Consider the following 22,671-nt stretch of genomic DNA (forward strand, 5'->3'; position numbering starts at 1 on the left):
GCTTGGGCCATTCTTCCCATCTGAGCGTAAAGATTAGTTAATGCATCTCCAGCCTCTTTGATTTGATCCAAAGTTAACTGGCGATTAGTAAAAGGCTTGAGAGCTTCCTGTTTCGAGTCAAGCCAATCCCTGAGCTCCAATTCATTGCAAAACTAGGCGGCGCTTACTTAAGCACATCCTCTTCCGCGCTGATTGGCTCATCAAACGGCTTTGCTCTCACATCTGGGGTGGGTGCAAAGTATGCACTTTATAAAAATATGGATCTCACCGTCGATTACACCCATTTTAGTACCGCAGGGTTTATGAACAGTGCAAACACTTATATGGGTGGGATGTCATATCGTTTTTAAATAATTACAAGCTAAATTATGAATATCCAAGCCATTAAAAGATTTTCTCTGGGGTTAATTTTCTCAAGCCTGTCACTGCTACTATCCGCATGCGGAGAGGGCAGCAACCACTCTCTTGTTACCAATAAAGATGCTCAAACCTATAAAGCATCACTTGATGTTGCTTGGGAAAAGATGAGCCCTCACGAACAAGAGGCATTTAATTGGGCGGTACAAGATTTTGATCTAGCTCGCCTTAACAAGGAATACGCGGGCGCAAGTCCTAAAGAAATTATTAGGGCGGAGGTAAAAAAACAAATAAAGATTAGTGAAGAGCAAATTCCAGCGCTCAAGCAAGATGTTGATGCCTGGGAAAAAGAAGCCGCCACATTACGATTAATTACCGTAAGCGACGCTAGCTTTTATATTGCTAAAGACTTTTTTGGCGACCAGCCAAAGATTAAAGCCAAAATGATTAATAAAAGTGGTTACGACATCAGCTCGGCCAAATACTACGCGGCCCTATACATTGATGACCAACCTGACCCCGTGGCAACAAGCATCGTCTCATCTAATTACAAAAGTATTGGGGGGTTTAAAAATAGTGAGGTAGTGACTAGCAGCTACACCATTGGCTTTGTAACTGGCGACGCTGGCTGGACCACCTTAGAAATTGTCAATGCCAAAAACAGGGTGGTGAAGATGTCTGTTATTCCGGATTCCGTTCGTGACTTTGGTGACCGGGCTTTTATTCGCGAATATCCTGGCACTCGACTCAAGCAGCTTGAAAATGGCCTTGCCTTAGCAAAGTCTTACAAAGACATCTAATTTCAATTAGCTACGTATTTTTTGCTTACGGGCGTCTTTTATGGCAAACCCAATAGAGGTAAGTGTTGCAGTAGTTATGACTGAGCACTCAAGCCAAGAATAAGCTCCCGATAGTGACAGAATAAGCAAAAGAACCAGTGATATGAAGCAGAGCCAAAGAGTATTCATAGGCTTAGACTTTAAGCCCGCCACACATTTTTATTTGTTAAAAATTGTTAAAGCTATCGCTAAATCCTTTGGAGCAATACAAAAGCCACCCCATAGCCAAGGAAACCACAGGGCTACCCACCGCTATCAGCATCGGTTGTTATTCACTTCGCAGAGAGTCAGGCGCAAAATCGTTCCATACCTTTCTTTTATGGATTAATTGGCGCTAAGGCTGGATTATTAGACTGTAGCTTTTCGGGGAAGGGTGTCAATCGCATGCATTTTGGCCGCCATCGTTTTTAATTTCAGGGGTGTTTAATTAATAAATGTTTTCCCAGGGTGATTGAGCCCGTCCCTTTGCAGTGACCTCATATAGCCAATATCAAATCGTAATGAGAAGTAGTCTGGCAAAAGACTATCTGGTACTTTTAATTTTATAAATCGCATCTACAAGAGATTTATTTTTTCAAGATATCGATCATGTTTCATTGTGTCAAATCGAAGTGCAACATTTTCCTCCAGCCTTTTTAGCTCTGTATGCAACTCATTTAAACGTCGCGTAATTTACTTTAATTTGATGCGGGTTAGAGTTAAAAACAGGTGGGGTAGAGAGTGCGCGGTGGTAAAAAAATTACCGCTCTACGGTTTTGAACTTAACAATATTTAACTTTCAAATTACCTTAAGTGAATTATCTTTGTACAGTCAAATATAAGTTCGCCAATATGTACATTAAACCCTTAAAAATTATTGTTGTTACTTGCTTGTTATTGCAAAACTATGAATTGGCATTTGCCTGCGGAACATCTGCGGCACAAGCCCCCTGCATTAATGTTCCGACTACAAAAATAAGCAACACTAGCCAAGCTCAAGTAATTGCTGCCCTACAACAACAGGCTCTGAGGGCTTTTCCAATTTATTCTTCAAACAATACAAACTCAGCAGCAAAGGATGAAGGATTCACTACGAATATAGCCAATCTTACTCAGCAAAATGAGGGGAGCGTAGTTGCATCAATTAACAATCAAACAAATATTGATCGGGTAACTTTTCGCTTCCCCGGGGAACGACTTGGATACCAAATTGATTCCAAGTTATATGATTCACTGGTGCAAAGTAAAAAAATTATCCCCATAGGAACACAGTTTGCTGCGGTTCCCAATAGCCTCATAAGCGCCATTAAGGCAATGGTAATTGAGGGTGCTACGTTCCAAAAAAATCTACTGCTCAAGGTAAATAACAAAGAAATTGAATTAGTTGCTGCCGATTAATGCATGCCAGGGCCTTAAGATCTACCGAAGCTTTATCGGCCTCATAAGGGGGAAAGATAAGCAAAAAATAATGGTGCCGATTCATTCTATGTTGACTAAACCAGCTTTAGCAAACCATTAAAACCTCAGGCGAACATATTAAATTAATAGCAACCTAAATCGCGCCGAGAATTTATTGAGCTGGCTGCGTAACCAATAGATGGATGGGCCCCCTCAACACACTGAAACATTTCAGACTCTGAACTTACAAGCTTTATTTCCCGGGAATCTTTAATCGAATCGCTGTTAGCAAGGAGAGCCTTAAAACTAGTTCGACTAACGCCCAGACTGGATAATAATGATTCAGTTGATGGGCTTTCTGGCGGTAATAGGCATACGCGAATTGTTTCACTCCCATCATTTTCGTAAGACGCCGAAAACAGCTGCGGCAAATCTCCTAAAGAAATATGTGCATCTTTTACCAAAGCAACAGAAAATTCATCTTTACTTAACGCGGATAAATTTTCAGAGCTTGAGCAAAGCAACTCAATTGCATTGGCATGGTGAATGCCGCTAATCAGGATACAAGTTATCGCGATGACGTATCGCATCAATCGAAAATTAATGCAGGATAATTGACTGGCCTTATTGCGATTTACAAATTTTGGCAGATGGGTTCGTGGTTGGAGCATGCTCGAATTATTTACTTAAGTAATTCGAACCTCAACCCCAAAGATCAATATTTAACATTCTTTAATATTGCTCTTAAAGCTCCGCTTCATCCCTTATCAAAGTCAGAAGACTCTCGTAATTTAAGTTGCGGCGACCGCTACCATCTTCCATGGTATTGAGTCGCTTAATTATCGATATAGCACTTTGCGCGCTCAACTTTGGGTCTTGCAAGACAAGTTCTGCCATTACGCCCGCTACCAGAGCGGACGAATAGCTTGTCCCCAACCCGCCATCTCTACCAATTGGCTGCTTTGTGTTTGGATCATAGCCCGCAATTTTGATCTTATTTTTAAGGGCCATCGAATATGTTGGTGACTGACTGCCGCCCCCAGGAGCATATAGCAAGATACGGCTATCTACAGCCGTATAGAATGTATTTGAATTATCAGGGTTTACTGCCCCCACACCAATAACTCCATCGCAAATAGCGGGCTCGAGAGCAGATTTCCCAAAGGTGTTGCCAGATGCGCTAATCACGATGATATTTTTTTTAATCAGCTGATCAATCAATTCCTGCAGGGAGGGGTCACATCGCGCCTCTCCTCCTGCCATACTGATATTTATTATTTTTGCTGGGTGTAGGTTGTCTTTTACCCCATCAATATGTAGGCCAGCAGCCCATCGTAAGCCATCCATTAAATCACGCCTACTGGCTGGACAGGCCCCCATAATCTTAATCGGAAGAATTTTTACTCGGGAATTTACTCCGAAAACCCCCAGCTCTCCATTGCCTGCAACGACGCTGGCAACACCTGTTCCATGGCTAAAAACATCAGGGTTATTAACCCGTTTAGTTATGGGACATAGGTCTTTTTCATTGTCAGGGGCAAAATTTTCACTCCTATCCCCACGGGGATTGCGCTCAGAAGAGACCATATCGACACCGGGCAATACTTTTCCACGCAAACTAGGATGATCGCTGCGCAGTCCGCTATCAATTAACGCAACCACTACCTCGCCAACGCCTCTAAAGCGCACTAATTGTTCGGCATTAATTGCCGCCGCCTCCTGAGCATTAGTTTTCGGGTCATCGAAATACCAAGGAAGGCTTACTTGCGCATACACGAAAGGCGCGGCAAAAAGCAATATGGCTAATAATAATCTTTGCACAAGGTATTGAACCAAATTAAGCTAACAACCTTAATTTTACCTGTCATAGTGCATAAGAAGGAAAGCCAAGAGTCTTTACTTTTTTTAGATTGGATAAGTTAGCGCAAAATTAAAGCGCCAGGAATTTGGATTTGTTTCATAAACGCCAGGCACAAAAGCAGCATAACTGCCAATCGCCTTTGCAACTGAGGCGTTGTAATTGACTCCCTTTACATAGCCGCCGAAAGAGAGCCCCACACCCTGCAATGCATAAGGGGTGTTAAATTGTCCAGCAACTGGAGTGCGGTTTTGTTTTACTATCCCGCCATCGTAGAACGCGCCTACAAAATGATCAACTAAGTATTGCTGACGAATTTCAAGAGACCCCATTGCGCCCATGTCCCCAATGCCATCAAGGGTAGTATAGGCACGCACTCCATTTACACCGCCCAGAGATAATCGGTTATAGGTATCTAGATTTCGTGAGGGAGCTCCCTGAGCCCGCATCTTTGCATATAGGCCGAGGCCGGTACTATTTAGATTGCCCTGATAATTTGCCCCAACCAAGAGAAATGAATAACGGCCGTTGTTGTTATCCGTACCATCAACCATCGTCATTTCATAATGCTGAATATTATCTCTTGCAAGCTTATCATTATCTGCAGCAAACTTTAATCGAGCCTGATCATCAACTATGCTACTAATCTGCAGCCCGCTCGCCTGAAGCTTGCTGGAAGTGTTTCTCTGAGATAGATCAATAAACGACTTGTAGACCATATCTCTCTGAGAACCCAAAAGATTAGTTAGTCCTACGCCATAATTACTAGTAAGCCCCTGAGTCGCAGTACTGCCACCATAGATCGTTCTACTATAAACAGACTCCCCAAATATACGAGCACGCCCTGCGAGCTCTTCTACTGGAGCCTCATACTCCATTCGACCGTAAGCCAATCCCTCTGCCCCCTGAGCAATCACAGTAGCTGTTGAGTCAGGTGTAAATCCATTAAAAGCTGCGATGCCTAAAGCCTGGGTTCTCCCGTACTGGCTAAGGCCATAATTATTTACCTGAACGGCGCCATAACGTAAAGTGCCTGGGTTACTTTCCTTTTCGGCCACATTAACCACCAGAATTACCTGATCAGAATCTACTGGACGAATATTTAAGTCCAATGAAATTGGCAAATCAAAGCTGATGTTGTCCAATTTCTGCTCTAAAGAAAGGGTGTCCACTGTTTGCCCTGGCACGCCGCTATCCCCAATACGCCTAATAATCTGCCCAGAATATTTTTCTGCCAAAGACTTGTCTTTTGAGTAAATCTTAATTTCCTTAACCTTTGGTAAAGAAATCTTGATCACCAGCCTTTGCCCCCCATCCTCCTTAAGGATTTCTGTGTGCAGGAATGCAAAGTAACCGGCCTGACCAAATTTTTGCCAAGCCCATTCTTTGAAGTTGGCAATATCTTGATTTGTGACAGACTTTCCAATAGATGGCGCCCAATACTGCAAAATCTCATCTTTAATTAGGTCGTTGTTTACACTCACCCCGATTAATTGATCGATATAAATCTTCGAATCGATTTTTTGGACTTCAGGCAAGCTCTTGGTTTGATCTTTTAAGGGCGGTAAAGTCGAATTATCTTGAATGTTTTTCAAGGCTGCTGCTGGGTTGGGCTCCACGGCCGGAGCGCTTTGACCAAAAGCTAACAGCGGACAAAGAAGCATTACACCCAAATATATTAAGGCTTGGTTAATTTTGGAATTCTTACGCAATTTAATGAATTGATTTTTTGTCATACGGGGCCATGAAAAATATTTATATTGATATACATCGCGACTTAGCCGATAGGGCATAGCGATATTTTCTATAAGAAGAGGTGCTTCTTGCTTATGCCCCAATCCTTGGGACATAAGGAAAATTGATGCCTACCATTTACCACCAATTAACTTAGATATCTGGATTTTTGGCTTAACACTATCGACGTCAATTGAATAGCAAATCTCTACCCCGGCAGTATCCGTCGCATCACAATTGCAAGACCGTTTAGTGCTGCAAATATCAGACTCCTCTATAGAGGCAGGTCCAAAAGAAACACCAAGGCCAGCTGATTGAGTGCTCGACGGAATGACAGTAGGACTTACTGGATTGACATTAGGTGGTAGTGGTAGCGGGGCGCTATTGACAGCAATAACAACACTATTAGTGCCGCCAGTATTGATGTTCGAGCCACCTGTGCTGCCTGCGGTTGCCGTCGCTGAAGTTGCTGCCGCATTCAATACGTAATTGCTAAACAACCATCCGCTAGTAGGAACAATACTAGTTACTGTATTGCTACTGCCAGTAGTTACATTACCTGCAGTGTTTAAAGTAACGCTGCTGGCTGTGCCATTTAAATCCCGCCCAACCAAGCCATATAGCGTAATGTTACTTGCGCCATTAATGGTTGTGCCAAGGCCTTGATAAGTCGCATTAATTGCAACACCAAGGGGCGCCGGTGTCACGGCTATGTTTGGCTGCGCCGATAAGCTAACAGTGCCACTCGCATCGGTATAGCCACTAATGCCGCCATAAGTATATGGCGTCCCGCCAGTTACATTTAAAACGTTTCCGCTATTTACGGACGCAGAGGCTACATTCAGATTTCCGAAAGCCGTTTGGGCTGACATTGAGAAAGCGTTATTTCCTAACGTGGTCGATAAATTAGCAGAGCCAGAGTATGCCGAGCTTAGCGCCGATATCAATGCTGCGCCTGATGGTCCGGCTGCGCCGTTATACACCTGAGAAATATTATTCAATGTCAATGAATAAGATGGCGCAGTAGCATCTCTAAACATGACCTGCGTATTGGAGGTTGATCCAGTGACTGTACCGCCTACTGAGTAAGCCGTACTTAATTGGGCATTAGGGGCGACACCAGAGCCCACCAAAGACAAGTTATTAAAACCTACGTTCAGACCGCTTAAATTTCCAGTCGCAGTTGTTGATCCAGAATATAGATATACCTTACCGGTGCCGCTATTGATTACCGGATTTAAAGCGGAGCTTGTCGAGCCGGCTGGCGCAGTAATGTTGGCAGATAGCCCATTGCCTGCTGTAAATCCCGTGCCAGCAGCTATAACAACATCGCCATTGCCGTTGTTAATAATTTTTGGTGGGGCAACATTGCCATATTGGGATGAGATAACCACACCTGCATTACTATTTTGAGTAATAACGGGCAAATTACCGTACGTAGTTGTATTGGCTGCACCAATCGTAGTCCCAACACCGCTTGAATCGACACCACTTGCACTAACTAGCACTGCTCCAGCACTAATGGCATTGGTAATGACCGTGCCATTATCTAGCTGTGTATTGGCACTACCACCACCAGTCCCGCTGATCATAGTATTACCGCCGTTGGAGTTATTGATAATAGAGGCACTATTAATAACAACGCCCCTTGTGCCCGATCCAGCAATCTTAATTGCATCAGCTCCGGCAGCGTAGCTACCACCATTAGCAGTAATAGTGCTGCCCTGCCAAATAATGACGCCTAAATCCTGATTAGCAGTTTGATTGCCAGTAATCGTTATTGGGCCACCTGCTGTGATTGCCGCATTATTAATATCTACTCCATGTGAGTAGCCAGTTGAGCCATATACATTAATGGCATTGCCTGCGGTAATGCCATTGGTAGAGTGGCTAAGACTTACGCCTTGATATGCAACATTCCCGCCATTGCCGGCAATATTAATATTGCTTGCTGCATTTAAATTAGATGCACCAACACCAAGTGCTCCCGATGTTAGGCCAGCAGAACCTCGCGTGATTACACCGCTTGTTGCATCAATCGTACCGTTAGTGTTATCCAGTGAAATATTGTTAGCGCTGATTGCGCCATTAGCCGCAATAGTGCCGCCATTTGATTCCACTGCGACATTGGCTACGCCAGTCGCACTATTGATGCCAGTAATGGTGCCCCATAATGTGATGCCTGATCCAGCAGTAGTGGCTTTTAAAGAGATATCCGAGTAACCCTTAATCACTGAGCCGCCAAACGTCTGAATACCTGTAGCACCGGCAGCTTTGGCAGTGCCAGTTAAGGAAACCGCAGTGCCTGTCGTTGCATTGCCAGTAATCGCTACGTTGTTATTGATATAAATTCCAGCACCGCCCGCCGTTCCAGCCACACCAGTCATCGCAACCGTTGATCCAGAAATATTAGCGTTTGCATACAAATAAATACCATTGTTATTGGTAGCTAAGCCGGTTTGGGCTCCATAAAAGTTCACAGCCCCCGTTGCCGCAATGGGCCCTGCCAGCTCTAATGACGATGTTGTAGTGGAGTTTGATTGCGCGGCAATATTAATATTGCCCGTTGCGCTAATGCCGCCGCCAACACCACTATTGCTGTTGCCATCCTGAAACAGAAGGCCCCTAGAAGTTTGTGCGTAGCCACTGCCCGGCGTTGTAATAGCGCCTGTTGTGGGATCGATATTGGTGCTGCCCGTATTATCAATGGTGACATTAGCGCCTTTGATAGTGGGCGTACTGGCCGTTGTCGACCCATCATAAATACTAATTTGGCCTTGGGTTGTCTTGATTAAGACATTACCAGTGGTGGCAGTTATTAAAGGGGCAGTAGTAGTAGAAGTGCCATTAATGTAGATCGCTGTGCCCGTGTTCACTGTTGGGTTAGCGCTTAAGGTGATATTAGTACCCTTGAGCGGATTGGTGGCAGTGATGGCGTATCCAGTTCCGGATGAGGTGCCATTGACAGTGATGCTACCGGTTGTGGAAATACCAGAATAAAGAGAAACGCCATTTCCTGCGCCGGTGCCGACTGTTCCGGTTAATGAAATGGCGCCACCACCAGTGCTGGTGACATTCGATGTCGCCCCCACATTCTGGAAAGTAATACCACTACCATTACCGGTGGTGCCCAATTCAGTACCATTCATCGTAATGCTACCGGTGTTGGTAGTGATTTTGGATAATACGCCGTTCAAATTTAATTCAATACCATTGCCAGTGTTTGCATTTGTGGAAACTCCGGTCACGCTAATGTTTGCGGCATTAGTTGCCAGCACTTGAGGGGCTACGCCGCCACCATCTTGAAAATAAACGCCATCGCCAGTATTAGACTGGCCCATTAAACTCAGAGTACCTGAGCTAGCATTGATAGTGCCTTGAACCTGAAATTTGGCATAGTTATTACCAGTAGATCCGATGGTGACATTACCCGAGGTGTTCATCGTGGCGCCACCGCCATAACCAAACCGAACACCCTGAATGCCTATATTATTCGAGCCGCTTGACACGACTAAGGAGCCGGCTCCAGCATTAAATGTGGTGTTAGTAGAGCTATAAAACTCTACGCCATCAGCCGTGCCAGACTGCGTGCTACCCGTAATCGAGCTTGTACCCGTGGAAGTAAATGAGGTAGTGCCTCTAAACATAATGCCGGCACCATTTGCGCCCCCCTCAGAACCACCGCTGGTAGCGTTCATGTTTCCAATAACGGTATAGGTGCCAGCAGTAATGCCAGAGCCGTTATTAAACGCAACACCGTCGGAGGTGGCATTCGTTGTTGCACCCGTTAAGCTAACGGTGCCAGTACCCGCATTGATTGCGCTATTTAAGATAATGCCCTGGCTAGTGGTTCCTAAGCCATTGGCTGTCATAATGACATTTAAATTAGATCCAGAGGTGCCGATATTTGCGCCAACTGTAATGCCGTTATTGGCAGTTAAGGTTAGCGTTGGAATATTCGTTGAGCCTGTATAACTATTGGTAATAGCCGAGTTCACCAAAATATTGCCATCAGCTTGTGTACCACCTGATCCTGCGATCGCTACACCGGTTGCGCTTGAAGTAGATCCAGCGCCGCTTCCAGTAGCAATCGTCACACTCGTGCCATTACCTAAGGCTGTACTAATATCACCTGCTTTAACAACTGAGTCACCCGCCGTATTAGCAGTAGAGTTGGTATTAATCTCCACATTATTGGGATCTAGCAGCCAATCTTTTGCGGTGATCTGAATGCCATCAGTCTTTAGATATTCACCGGAGGTTTCTATAAAACCGCCCTTGGCTTGTAAGGTAGCGCCGCTGACATCGGTTGTGGCTGAAAGGATGCCTGATTGGGTATCGCGGCCAATAATGATATTGCCGCCAGCGTTATTGGGATTGGTGCTATTGGCTGTAATGGAGCCATCGACTTTAATGTTGCCGTGATCTGTCAGTATGGCGACATTACCGGCCTGCGCTCCTGATACATCGATTGCTCCCGAGTTGGTGACTGAGCTCACCGCCGTTGCCGCCACATCATTAAGCGCAGATGCTTGCATAAACACTTGACCGCCCTCGGCCACAATCGTACCGGTACTCGAGTTGGTCACTGCTGTGTTGATCGCTGCAGGTGAGAGCTCCAGCTTAATCTTGCCGCTGCTAGACAAAGGCACAGTAATCGCTTCGGCCGCACCTAAATAGGCGGTGCCTTGTGGGGCGATGATCTTACCGTTGTTGGTGACTTGCGCGCCAAGGAGGGCTACATAGCCACCGCTAGATGATTGTAATGAGCCATTGTTTTCAATGGTGCCAGTAGAGCCATCACGAGTGTAGCGATAGTTGCCGGCCAAAAAGTCTGCATCACTAATGCCTAGAGTAGAAGCAGTAAAGGATGAAGCACTCACAGAACCATCTTTACCAAAGACAATACCATTTGGGTTAACCAAGATGACTTGGCCATTGGAAGTTAACTGTCCAAAGATTTGAGAAGGGTTGTTACCAGTTACACGATCAAGCTGAACACTGCTTGAGCTAGGTTGATTGATGACTACTTTGGCGTTAGTGCCAATGTTAAAAGAGTTCCAGTTCACAATCGCTTGATTGGTGGTCTGGTTCACGGTGAGCGTATTGCCTGATTGACTAATGGCTACCTTACCCGCGGCGACGGAGGCGCCAGTGGGAAGGGCGTTGACGGCAGGGGCAGCAAATGCAGAGCCATGCCCATCTAATGCAATTAATGCGGCAAACGAGCAAAGAGACAACCTAGCAACATAAGAAATATGGGAAACGATGCCTCGTTTAGATTGATTTCTGGCTCCAGAATGAGAGACGCTAGACGCGTTCTCCCCCACCGCAATAATTTTATTGTGGCGCTTGGAATATATGAGTTTGTAGGATTTTTTATTCATATAGGGCTTACCCGCTATTATCCTAAAATTTACGTATCAAATTGTTAAATCTTGCTAAATTTTCAATAAAACCATGCACTTAATGAGAATAATTTAATAAAAACATCATTAATATAAATTAAGGTGGTTTCTTAAGGTGGTGCTAATGGCAGTTTTAACTAGGTGTACACCTAAGGGCTAATATCAAAATTGAATTTGAAGGAATGTGCTGCGAGTGAAAAGACCGAAGACTGTGTGATGCCAAATGCCAATATGGTGGCGCAGGATGGGGCGCTCTTCAAATTGCAAAGTTACTGTGACATCGCGACTTAGCCGATAGGGAATAGCGATATTTTCCACAGGTCAAAAGTTATTGCTTCCTGATGACCCAACCATTGGGGCATCAGGAAAATTAATGCTTACCATTTGCCACCAACTAACTTAGATAACTGGAGTTTTGGCTTAACACTATCGACGTCAATTGAATAGCAAATCTCTACTCCGGCGGTACCCGTCGCGTCGCAATTACAAGCTCGTTTAGTGCCGCAAATATTAGACTCCTCTATAGAAGCAGACCCAAAAGAAACACCAATGCTAGCTGATTGAGTGCTTGATGGAACAACAGTAGGGCTTACTGGATTGATATTTGGTGGTAGGGGTGATGGCGGTGGTACCGGGGCACTATTGGCAGTAATATCAGCCGTTGTTGTAGATTGATTGCTGATGTTGTAGTTGGTTAAATCTGTATTAATACCGGCCGTATTAACCAAGGATAGGTTAACGGTCTTACCATTGCCTACTGAAGGGCTGTCAAAAGCCCCTGTCGCTGCAGTATTAATCGCCTGGCCAGAAACGACTCCAGCAGTCACCATGCCAGAAGTATTTAGAGTCGCCAAAGTGGTACCGTCATAAACTTTATTTGCAGCTGTAATACCAGAAATCACCACTGGTGCAGGCGTAATTGAACCTGACCCAGTTTGCGTGCTTACCTGATAATTATTTCCAGAGTTTCCATCATTGACGGTATAAGAACTAACCAGAGTCGTATTTGTACCAAGGACATTAGGGCTATTAAATACTTGTGTAGCACTAGCCGAATCTGAACCTTGCAATCCGTTAAAAACAACCGGCACAGAGGATACATTTGATCCGTCGTACACTTTTGTATCTGCAGCAGCTTTGATGATTAAGCTTGCCGGAGCAATAGTTAAAGTGCCTTCCGTCGCGGTTAACAGGTAATTGGCAGCATCAGACCCAGTTAATGAGGTTGCACTCGTTGTAGAGCCAACATTTCTTAGTGAGTTACCTGTTTGAGCTACTTGAACATTGGTGCCCGAGATGACGCCACTAATTATTGGGTTAGCTAGGCTTTGAGCACTACCGTTGTATACGACTGAAGATGATGCGGTATTGGCTGTAATTGGAGCTTGCGCAATGTTAAAGCTAGCATTATTTAATGTAATGTTGTAATTACCCAGAGTAGTTGGATCAGTGCCTGCAAGCGACAAATTAGACGTGTAATTGCCAGCGTTACGCGCAGACACAAGACCATTAATACTTAAGACATCACCACCAACTAAACCGGTCGTTGTGTTAGTTTGATTTTGAGTTTGACCATTAAATACTAATCCAGTACCAGTGTTAGCGGATACGGTTAAGTTGGCTTGATTGATGACAAGTGAACCCTGATTAATCGTAATCGCGTAATTCGAATTGGAAGCAGTTGCATTGCTGGTGTAGCTTCCTGCGTTGCGCGCGCTAATCAAGTCACCAGTAATTCCTAGATTATCAGAGCCAAATACTTGTCCAGAGGTAACAGAGTAACCACTAGATGATTGGGTAAGGCCATTGTATGTGGTTGAAGCACTATTAATGGTGACTCCAACATTAGCCTGCCCAACAGTCAGAGTACCCTCAGCAGCAGTTAATGCATAGTTATTCGCATCGACACCCGTTAAGGTGGTTGAGCTAGTAGTGGAGCCTACATTTTTCAGACTCGTACCTGTTTGAGCTACTTGAACATTCGTACCGCTAATGATGCCATTGACTGTCGGGCTCAATAAGCTCTGTGTTGAGCCATCGTAGGTGACATTAGATGAGGCAGTATTGGCTGTAATCTGCGCCTTGGCAATGTTAAAGCTTGCATCATTTAAAGTCACATTGTAATTATTTAATGTAGTGCTGCTGCCAGATAAAGATAGGTTCGAGTTGTAGTTACCAGCATTACGCTGTGACACCAAACCATTAACTGTGATGTTATCGCCAGAAACTAAGCCAACAATGTTATCGGTTTGGTTTTGAGTTTGGCCATTAAAGACAAGATTTAAACCCTGGACCGCACTAACAGTGAGATTAGCTTTATCAATCACCAATGTGCCTTCTGTCACATGGAAGTTATAGTTATTGAGCGTCGTTGCGTTGCCTGTCAATGTAGTCGTAGTGGTATAGCTGCCAGCATTAATCCCAGAATTATTAATTTGTGATGTGCCAACATTAGCGCTATCGCTCGTATATACACCACTAATTACTGGAGCAGCAAGTGAATAAGTTGAGCCGTTATAAGTGTTACCAGTTAATGAGCTGGCGGTTGTTACATACGCATTGGCTTGAGCAATATTAGCCGTGGTGGTAGTGGTGTAGTTGTTAGCAAGTTGATAGTTGCCAGCCGCTTGACCAGTCAACCCATATCCCGTAATCGAAACGCTCTTATTAGAGCCAGCGTTAGCATCGGCAAATGTGCCTGTCAAACCAGCAGTAGTTGCCGACACCAGGTTGTTATCGGTTGATAAAACTCCATTTAAAGTAATGCCGCTGGTATTGAGCGTTGCACCTGCAGTAGTGTCATACGTTTTATCATTAGCAGTGACACCAGTAGCAGTAATCGTTTTAGGCGTAATGGTTGCTGTGTAAGAAAGGCTTGGACCGACACCCGAAGAATTTACTAAGGTGTAGTTACCAGCATTTGTACCGGTTAATCCAAGTGACGTGAGATTAACTGTTTTGTTAACACCCGCATTGGAATCCACAAAGCTTGCAGCGCCAGCAACCAAATTCACATTGTCGCCAGACACAATACCCGATAAGGTTCCAAGACTAGATAAAGAGGCGGCCGTAGAGCCGTCATAAACTTTATTCGCAACCGTTAAGCCAGAAAGACTTAATAAAGCCTGTGAAGTGGTTAAAGTGCCTGATTGATAGGTAATGGAATAGTTACTAAAGTTGCTCGGCGTTGTTGCAATCGCGTTAATTGAGTATGTACCCACATCACGACTATTGATGGCGCTACCAGTATAAGTAAGCCCGCCTAAACCTGCTACGGTTTCACCATTCATTAAGCCAGTAACGGTTGCGCTCGGTGTTGTATAGGTAGAGCCGTCATAAATACGAGATGCGTTATTAGCAGTAACGAGCAAAGAAGCTGGATCAACTGTATAGGTGCCTGTTTGTGTTCTAACCAGATTAAAGTTACCAGAACTTGTAGCTGTGCCGCTATTTAAAGCGGATACCGCATAAGCATATGAACCTACGCCGGAATTAACCGTTACATTTTGCAAGCTTGGATTAATCGAAATGGTGCCACCAACGCCATCGGACCAAGTAGTACCACCAGTATTGGTAAGATTTTTAATGACATTGTTGTTGCCGTCTAAATACTGAACAGACGCAATGGTGGGTGTACCCAAAGTGCCGTAGGTGGTTGTTGCACTGTTCATGGTGATTAATAAAGCGGATGCGCCCAGAATCTGAAAAGTAGAAGTGCTTGGCACTACGTTTGCAATAATATAGTTGCTACCAGCTGCGCCACCCGACATGGAGATGGCATAAGTACCTGCGGTTTCACCAGCTGCGCGTGTCAAGGTTGGGCCGGAGGTGATCACACTTGCAGAATCGCCATTGACCAATCCGCTAGTCGCGTAAGACAAGGTAGGATCAGCTTGAGTAACAATTTTAGAATTGCCGCCAGCTGTAAAAGTCAGCGTCGCCGGAGTAATTGCCAATGTTCCAGGAGTAATCGCTGAAAGAGTGTAGTTTTGATAATTCTGTCCTTGCACTGAGGATGCTGTAATGGCGTACGAGCCTACATTATTCGTAGTCGATGTACCGGTATATCCAGTAGAACTAAGACCAGTAATGGAAATGCCTGCGGTTGAGGCGGTTTCATTATTAACAAGTCCGTTCACGCTATATGTCAATGGCGCTACTGCGCCATAAGTAGTGGTGACATTATTTAATGTGGCGGTAATGGGGGTCTTATCAACAGTGCCTAATGCGCTTGTTTGATAGGTAATACTGTAGTTCGATGCTAGCGTAGATCCTACCGGAGTTAAAGACTGCCCAGTGATATTGAGGGTTTTTCCAGTACCAGCATTCGGATCTAAATAGTTACCAGAGCCCGCAACCAAACTAAAGCTATCACTACCTTTGAGCCCGGAAATACTTGCATTACTAGTGTCTAATGCAACATTAGTTAATCCTGTGTAATTACGCTCGACACCAGCAACTCCACTAACACTCAGAGGCGCAGCCGTAATGGCTGCAGTAGTGTTGGCCAACGCATTTAGCGAATAGTTTGAAGCAGATGAGCCCGTTAATCCGCTAGAAGAAACCAAAACAGACTTATTAATGCCGGCATTTGCATCTGCAAAACTGGCTGCAACGCCATTAACAGACACGACATCAACCCCAACAACGCCACTAAGGCTACCTGGATTATTTACTGTAGCAGTCGTAGTTGCGTCGTACACCTTATCAGCAACCGTTAAGCCATTGAGTGTTAACGCCTTAGGCGTAATCGTGCCAACATTGGCGGTAATAGATGAGGAAGCGCCTGACAGAACATAATTACTTAAAAGTGTATTGGTGCCTGCATTAAGATTGCTAGAACTTAAATTGATAGCCGTTACTGAGCCAGAGCCAGCAAGGTTATCGAGCACATTAGCGCTGGCATAAGTGCCGACAACACCCGTAGTATTGGCAACATTAACGGACTCACCAGAAACAACCCCGCTAAGCGCAATATTGCCAGTACCGATAGTCGCAGTAGTTCCGCCATCATAAGTTTTAGATACTGAACCGACTAAAGATGCCGTTAACACTGCCGGTGTAATAGTTCCAAAAGCGGTATGTGTAACAACGCTATAGTTGTTGCCATTATTGCCATCGTTTACTGTGTAGCTCGCTATGCCAAGGGTTGAGCTATTGGTGCCAAGAACATTTTTAGAGGCAAATGTTTGCGTCACGCCAGTAAGCGTATCTGTTGTGCCCAGCAATGAGCCATTGCCTGCGCTCGTACTATACGTTGCGACCCCGGAGGATGCTGTGCTGCCATCGTAGGTCTTGCTATCACTTACGGCATTAATTGTTAATGTTGCTGGGGTAATTAAGAGCTTGCCGTTAGTTGTCGAAATAGTGTAATTGGCTAAAGTTGCCGCAGAGCCTGTCACGCTTAAATTATCAGCAACACCGCCCGTCACCACATTTCGACCGGTAGCCATACCACTCACGTTTAATACGTCTGTACCAAGTGCATTGGTACTATTGACGATACCGCTATTAGTGGAGACAGAGTAAGTATTTGTTTGGGTATTACCGCTATACACCACTGAATTGGTAGAGTTGCCAGTAAAGGTCAGATTAGCCTTGGCAACATTTCCGGTAACGCCAACATAATTAATGTTGTAGTTACTTAAGCCAGTACCCGTTGCTAAGCTCAATGTTTGTGTAAATGAGCCTGCCTGGGCAATACCAGAGCCGACAATGCTTCCACTATTAAATGCCGTTGTAACGGAATTTACAGCATCGCCCGTGGTAACACCATCCACGCTAGATACCAAACCAGAAGTGGAATAACCGGCTAAAGAGTTATAGCTTGATGTGCCGTTGTAAGTCGAATTAATTGCATTAGCGGTCACATAAAGTGTGGCTTTAGTGATGCCTAAACTAGGCGCAGTAATACTAAGATTGGTACCAGTGATGCCACTATAAGCATATGTACCCACCTGCTCACCAGCTAAGGTGCCATAGCCGCTACGGGCGGCGCCAGATAAATTTAATCCAGAAATAGCAGTTGAGGCAAGTTCTGCGAAAGTATTTGCACCGCCACCAACGTTTCCAGTAATGTTAGTTGAACCACCAGCCGCTGTGTAAGCGGACTGCAGTGCCGAGGTAGTTAATGTTGGATCACTGGCGCCATACACCTTGCTTAGATTAGCTAGCGTCAAATTGTAAGTTGGCGCAGTAATATCTCTAAACATAACCTGCGCAGTGCCACCACCACTAATCGTATTGGGATTTGCACTAGTGCCGTAAGCAGTGTAATTTAGAGCATTAACACTCAAACCAGAGTTAGCAAGATTAAGAGTGCTAAAACTACTATTTAATATCGAGAGACTACCTGTAGCAGATTCTGACCCAGAGTAAACGTACAGATTATCTCCAGAACCAAGCGTTACAGGGCTAGTAGTATTGGTAGTTAAGACATTGCCAGAGGTATTGCCTGCTAATAAAGCACTGCCGGCAATGATATTGACATTGCCAGACCCACTATCGACGATGTTGGCAGTAGTTAAGTTTCCGGTGCCAGTTGTGGCAAGAGTGATGCCGCCAGTACCAGTATTGGTTATGGATGTGTTGGCAGCAGAAGTCAAAGTAGAGGTTGATGAGGCGCCAGCACCAGTGCCAGTGATGCTACCAGCAGTTACGGAAACACCACTAGAGGCTCCGATGTTTGCGCTCAAAAGAACATTACCAGTTGCGCTTAAATTGACAGAGCCAGAAGTTAAGTTAATGGCGCTGCTATCAGTCAATGTTCCCGTGATATTAGCAATCACATTGCCAGTGCCAGTAATCACATTATTAATCGTTGTATTAGCAGCGCGCTGATAGCTTAAGGTTGAGCCGCCGCTCAATGTCACTGCACCAGTTCCTAATGTACCGGTGGTGCCGCTTGTACTACTTGCGCCCACTTGGAGTGTTCCACCACTAACGGTGGTTGTGCCAGTGTAGGTATTGGTGCCTGTGAGTATTTGGGTACCACTGCCAGTTTTAGTGATGTTCGCGGGGCCGGTAGAAGCGCCCGTTTGATCAGCAATGACGCCCGAGAATGTGGCTGTGCCCGCGCTATTGTAGGCAACACCCGTCACATTATTGGTAGTGCCAGCAGCCGTGCCATTAACGCCGACAATAATATTCGGTGTCGCCCCGCCATTACCAGACATCAAAGTGCCGCTACCGGTTAGAGCATCAACATAAATTACGCCCTCAACGCCGCTAAAGTTTGCCCCTGACGCAATATTCAATGATGATTTATTGCTAGTCCAAACCTCATTTGCACCTGAGCTACCAATAAAGGTTCCGGCCTGCACATCAATCAAGCCTCCACTCATTTCAAAAGTAGCTGCGCCACTTCCCCAGTTTAGAGTCCCTGTGCCGGTTTTTTGCAGGGTGCCAGTGCCAGTGATCGTATTGTTGATGTTGTAAAGAGTAGATGCGCCAGCTTTTACAAAGTAATTTAAGGTAGCACCACTAGCGATATTAATAGTGCCTGGCCCCAATGTACCGACTGTAGAGGCATCGCCTACTTGCAAAGTACCAGCATTGACATTGGTGCCGCCACTGTAGGTGCTAGTACCTGTCAAGGTTTGAGTACCTTGGTTATTTTCCACTGTGCCAGTACCAGTACCCGTTCCATTAGCAATCACACCTGAATACGAGTTTTGCAAGGAGTACGGATTAGAAAACTTCACCGCTGCACCGTTTGTTGTAATGCCACCAGCGCCAGTTGTGCCGCCCGTTAAATTAATACTCTTACCAGAGGCCCCAATGATTGTGCCTGCCAGATTTAATGGCGCTGCAGTAGGGGCGGCCGTATTAATACCCGTCAGAGTCACGTCCGAGTAGCCCTCAATAACTGAACTACTACCAGTTTGAATACCTGTAACCCCGGCAGCTTTGGCAGTGCCAGTTAAGGAAACCGCAGTGCCTGTCGTTGCATTGCCCGTAATCGCTACGTTGTTATTGATATAAATTCCAGCACCGCCCGCCGTTCCAGCCACACCAGTCATCGCAACCGTTGATCCAGAAATATTGGCGTTTGCATACAAATAAATACCATTGTTATTGGTAGCTAAGCCGGTTTGGGCTCCATAAAAGTTCACAGCCCCCGTTGCCGCAATGGGCCCTGCTAGCTCTAATGACGATGTTGTAGTGGAGTTTGATTGCGCGGCAATATTAATATTGCCTGTTGCGCTAATGCCGCCGCCAACACCACTATTGCTGTTGCCATCCTGAAACAGAAGGCCCCTAGAAGTTTGTGCGTAGCCGCTGCCAATCGTGATAGCGCCCGTTGTGGGATCGATGGCACCACCCGTATTATCAATGGTGACATTAGTGCCCTTGATAGTGGGCGTACTGGCCGTTGTCGAACCATCAGAAATATTAATTTGGCCTTGGGTCGTCTTGATTAAGACATTACCAGTGGTGGCAGTTATTAAAGGGGCAGCAGTAGTAGAAGTGCCATTAATGTAGATCGCTGAGCCCGTGTTCACTGTTGGAGTAGCGCTTAAGGTGATATTAGTACCCTTGAGCGGATTGGTGGCAGTGATGGCATATCCTGTTCCGGATGTGGTGCCATTGACAGTGATGCTGCCAGTTGTAGAAATGCCAGAATAAAGAGAAACGCCATTTCCTGCGCCGCTGCCAACCGTTCCGGTTAATGAAATGGCGCCGCCACCAGTACTAGTGACATTCGATGTCGCCCCCGCATTCTGGAAAGTAATACCGCTACCATTACCGCTGCCCGATGCAGTACCATTCATCGTAATGCTACCGGTGTTGGTAGTCATTTTGGTCAACACGCCGGTCAGATTTAATTCAATACCATTGCCAGTGTTTGCATTTGTGGAAACTCCGGTCACGCTAATGTTTGCGGCATTAGTTGCCAGCACTTGAGGGGCTACGCCACCACCATCTTGAAAATAAACGCCATCGCCAGTATTAGACTGGCCCATTAAACTCAGAGTACCTGAGCTAGCATTGATAGTGCCTTGAACCTGAAATTTGGCATAGTTATTACCAGTAGATCCGATGGTGACATTACCCGAGGTGTTCATCGTGGCGCCACCGCCATAACCAAACCGAACACCCTGAATGCCTATATTATTCGAGCCGCTTGACACGACTAAGGAGCCGGCTCCGGCATTAAATGTGGTGTTAGTAGAGCTATAAAACTCTACGCCATCAGCTGTGCTAGATTGCGTGCTACCCGTAATCGAGCTTGTACCCGTAGAGCTAAATGAGGTAGTGCCTCTAAACATAACACCGGCACCATTTGCACCCCCCTCAGAACCACCACTGGTAGCGTTCATATTGCCAGTGGCGGTATAGGCGCTTGCAGTGATGCCAGAGCCATTATTAAACGCAATACCGTTAGAGGTGGCATTCGTTGTTGCACCCGTTAAGCTAACGGTGCCAGTACCCGCATTGATTGCGCTATTTAAGATAATGCCCTGGCTAGTGGTTCCTAAGCCATTGGCTGTCATGGAAACATTAAACCCAGTACCAGCGCCGGTAATGCCTATACCAGCACCAACTGTAATACCGTTATTGGCAGTTAAGGTTAGCGTTGGAATAGATGAGCCGTTATAAGTGCTTGTGATTGCCGAGTTCACCAAAATATTGCCATCGGAGGTGTTGCCAGTTCCAACGGTGGCTTGACTGATAGTGCCAGTACCGCCAATACCGGTTGCGCTTGAGACTTGACCGCTACCACCTGTCGCAATGGTCACGCTTGTACCAAATCCCAAAGCCGTACTAATATCACCCGCTTTAACAACCGAGTCACCCGGCGTATTAGCAGTAGAGGTGGTATTAATCTCCACATTATTGGGATCTAAGAGCCAATCTTTTGCGGTGATCTGAACGCCATCAGTCTTTAGATATTCACCGGAGGTTTCTATAAAACCGCCCTTGGCTTGTAAGGTAGCGCCGCTGACATCGGTTGTGGCTGAAAGGATGCCTGATTGGGTATCGCGGCCAATAATGATATTGCCGCCAGCGTTATTGGGATTGGTGCTATTGGCGATAATGGAACCATCGACTTTAATGTTGCCGTGATCTGTCAGTATGGCGACATTACCGGCCTGCGCTCCTGATACATCGATTGCTCCCGAGTTGGTGACTGAGCTCACCGCCGTTGCCGCCACATCATTAAGCGCAGAAGCTTGTAGATAGACCTGACCGCCCTCGGCAACAATCGTACCGGTACTCGAGTTAGTCACTGCTGTATTGATTGCTGCTGGAGAGAGCTCTAATTTGATCTTGCCACTGCTAGACAAAGGTACAGTAATCGCTTCGGCCGCACCTAAATAGGCGGTGCCTTGTGGGGCGATGATCTTACCGTTGTTGGTGACTTGCGCGCCAAGGAGGGCTACATAGCCACCGCTAGATGATTGTAATGAGCCATTGTTTTCAATGGTTCCAGTAGCACCATCACGAGTGTAGCGATAGTTGCCGGCCAAAAAGTCTGCATCACTAATGCCTAGAGTAGAAGCAGTAAAGGATGAAGCACTCACAGAACCATCTTTACCAAAGACAATACCATTTGGGTTAACCAAGATGACTTGGCCATTGGAAGTTAACTGTCCAAAGATTTGAGAAGGGTTGTTACCAGTTACACGGTCCAACTGCACGCTACTGGCGTTAGGCTGAACAATGTTCACTTTGGCATTGGCGCCAATGTTAAAAGAGTTCCAGTTCACAATCGCTTGATTGGTGGTCTGGTTCACGGTGAGCGTATTGCCTGATTGGCTAATGGCTACCTTACCCGCGGCGACCGAAGCACCTGTAGGCAGGGCGTTTACGGCAGGGGCAGCAAATGCAGAGCCATGCCCATCTAATGCAATTAATGCGGCAAACGAACAAACAGATAACCTAGCAACATAAGAAATATGGGAAACGATGCCTCGTTTAGATTGATTTCTGGCTCCAGAATGGGATATGCTAGACGCGTTCTCCCCTACCGCAATAATTTTATTGTGGCGCTTGGAATATATGAGTTTGTAGCAATTTTTATTCATATAGGGCTTACCCCTTATTATCCCAAAAGACGACGCTCTGAATTGTTAAATATTGCAAAAAATTG

7 protein-coding genes are annotated in these 22,671 nt (G+C 45.5%); 2 read left to right on the top strand and 5 right to left on the bottom strand.

Annotated elements, in window-relative coordinates:
- Positions 1 to 524 precede the first annotated feature (524 nt).
- Together M2125_RS09575 and M2125_RS09580 are read left to right on the top strand one after the other, a co-directional pair.
- Positions 525 to 1,157, top strand: a complete 633-nt coding sequence (locus tag M2125_RS09575; RefSeq protein ID WP_280742883.1) for a hypothetical protein — start codon at positions 525 to 527, stop codon at positions 1,155 to 1,157.
- An 870-nt stretch (positions 1,158 to 2,027) separates the two neighbouring features.
- On the top strand, positions 2,028 to 2,573 hold the full coding sequence (locus tag M2125_RS09580; RefSeq protein ID WP_280742884.1) for a hypothetical protein: 546 nt from the start codon (positions 2,028 to 2,030) through the stop codon (positions 2,571 to 2,573).
- Between the two features lie 143 nt (positions 2,574 to 2,716).
- Here the strand turns inward: M2125_RS09580 and M2125_RS09585 are convergent, their stop codons facing one another.
- The 5 genes from M2125_RS09585 to M2125_RS09605 all read right to left on the bottom strand — a co-directional run bounded on the left by M2125_RS09585 (position 2,717) and on the right by M2125_RS09605 (position 22,606).
- Complete coding sequence (locus M2125_RS09585; RefSeq protein ID WP_280742885.1) at positions 2,717 to 3,166, bottom strand: hypothetical protein; 450 nt, start codon at positions 3,164 to 3,166, stop codon at positions 2,717 to 2,719.
- 151 nt (positions 3,167 to 3,317) lie between these two features.
- A complete protein-coding gene (locus tag M2125_RS09590) occupies positions 3,318 to 4,394 on the bottom strand; it encodes a S8 family serine peptidase (protein WP_280742886.1) in 1,077 nt (358 codons plus the stop codon).
- An 84-nt stretch (positions 4,395 to 4,478) separates the two neighbouring features.
- The gene (locus M2125_RS09595) at positions 4,479 to 6,167 is read right to left on the bottom strand and encodes a ShlB/FhaC/HecB family protein (protein ID WP_280742887.1); all 1,689 of its coding nucleotides are present in this window, start codon (positions 6,165 to 6,167) and stop codon (positions 4,479 to 4,481) included.
- Between the two features lie 129 nt (positions 6,168 to 6,296).
- Entirely contained in the window at positions 6,297 to 11,552 is a 5,256-nt protein-coding gene (locus tag M2125_RS09600) for a beta strand repeat-containing protein (protein WP_280742888.1), read from the bottom strand.
- 398 nt (positions 11,553 to 11,950) lie between these two features.
- Positions 11,951 to 22,606 (bottom strand): YDG domain-containing protein, encoded by a 10,656-nt coding sequence (locus M2125_RS09605; RefSeq protein ID WP_280742889.1) that lies wholly within the window; start codon positions 22,604 to 22,606, stop codon positions 11,951 to 11,953.
- Between the last annotated feature and the right edge of the window lie 65 nt (positions 22,607 to 22,671).

Source organism: Polynucleobacter sphagniphilus (assembly GCF_029892205.1).
GTDB classification, from domain to species: Bacteria; Pseudomonadota; Gammaproteobacteria; order Burkholderiales; family Burkholderiaceae; genus Polynucleobacter; species Polynucleobacter sphagniphilus.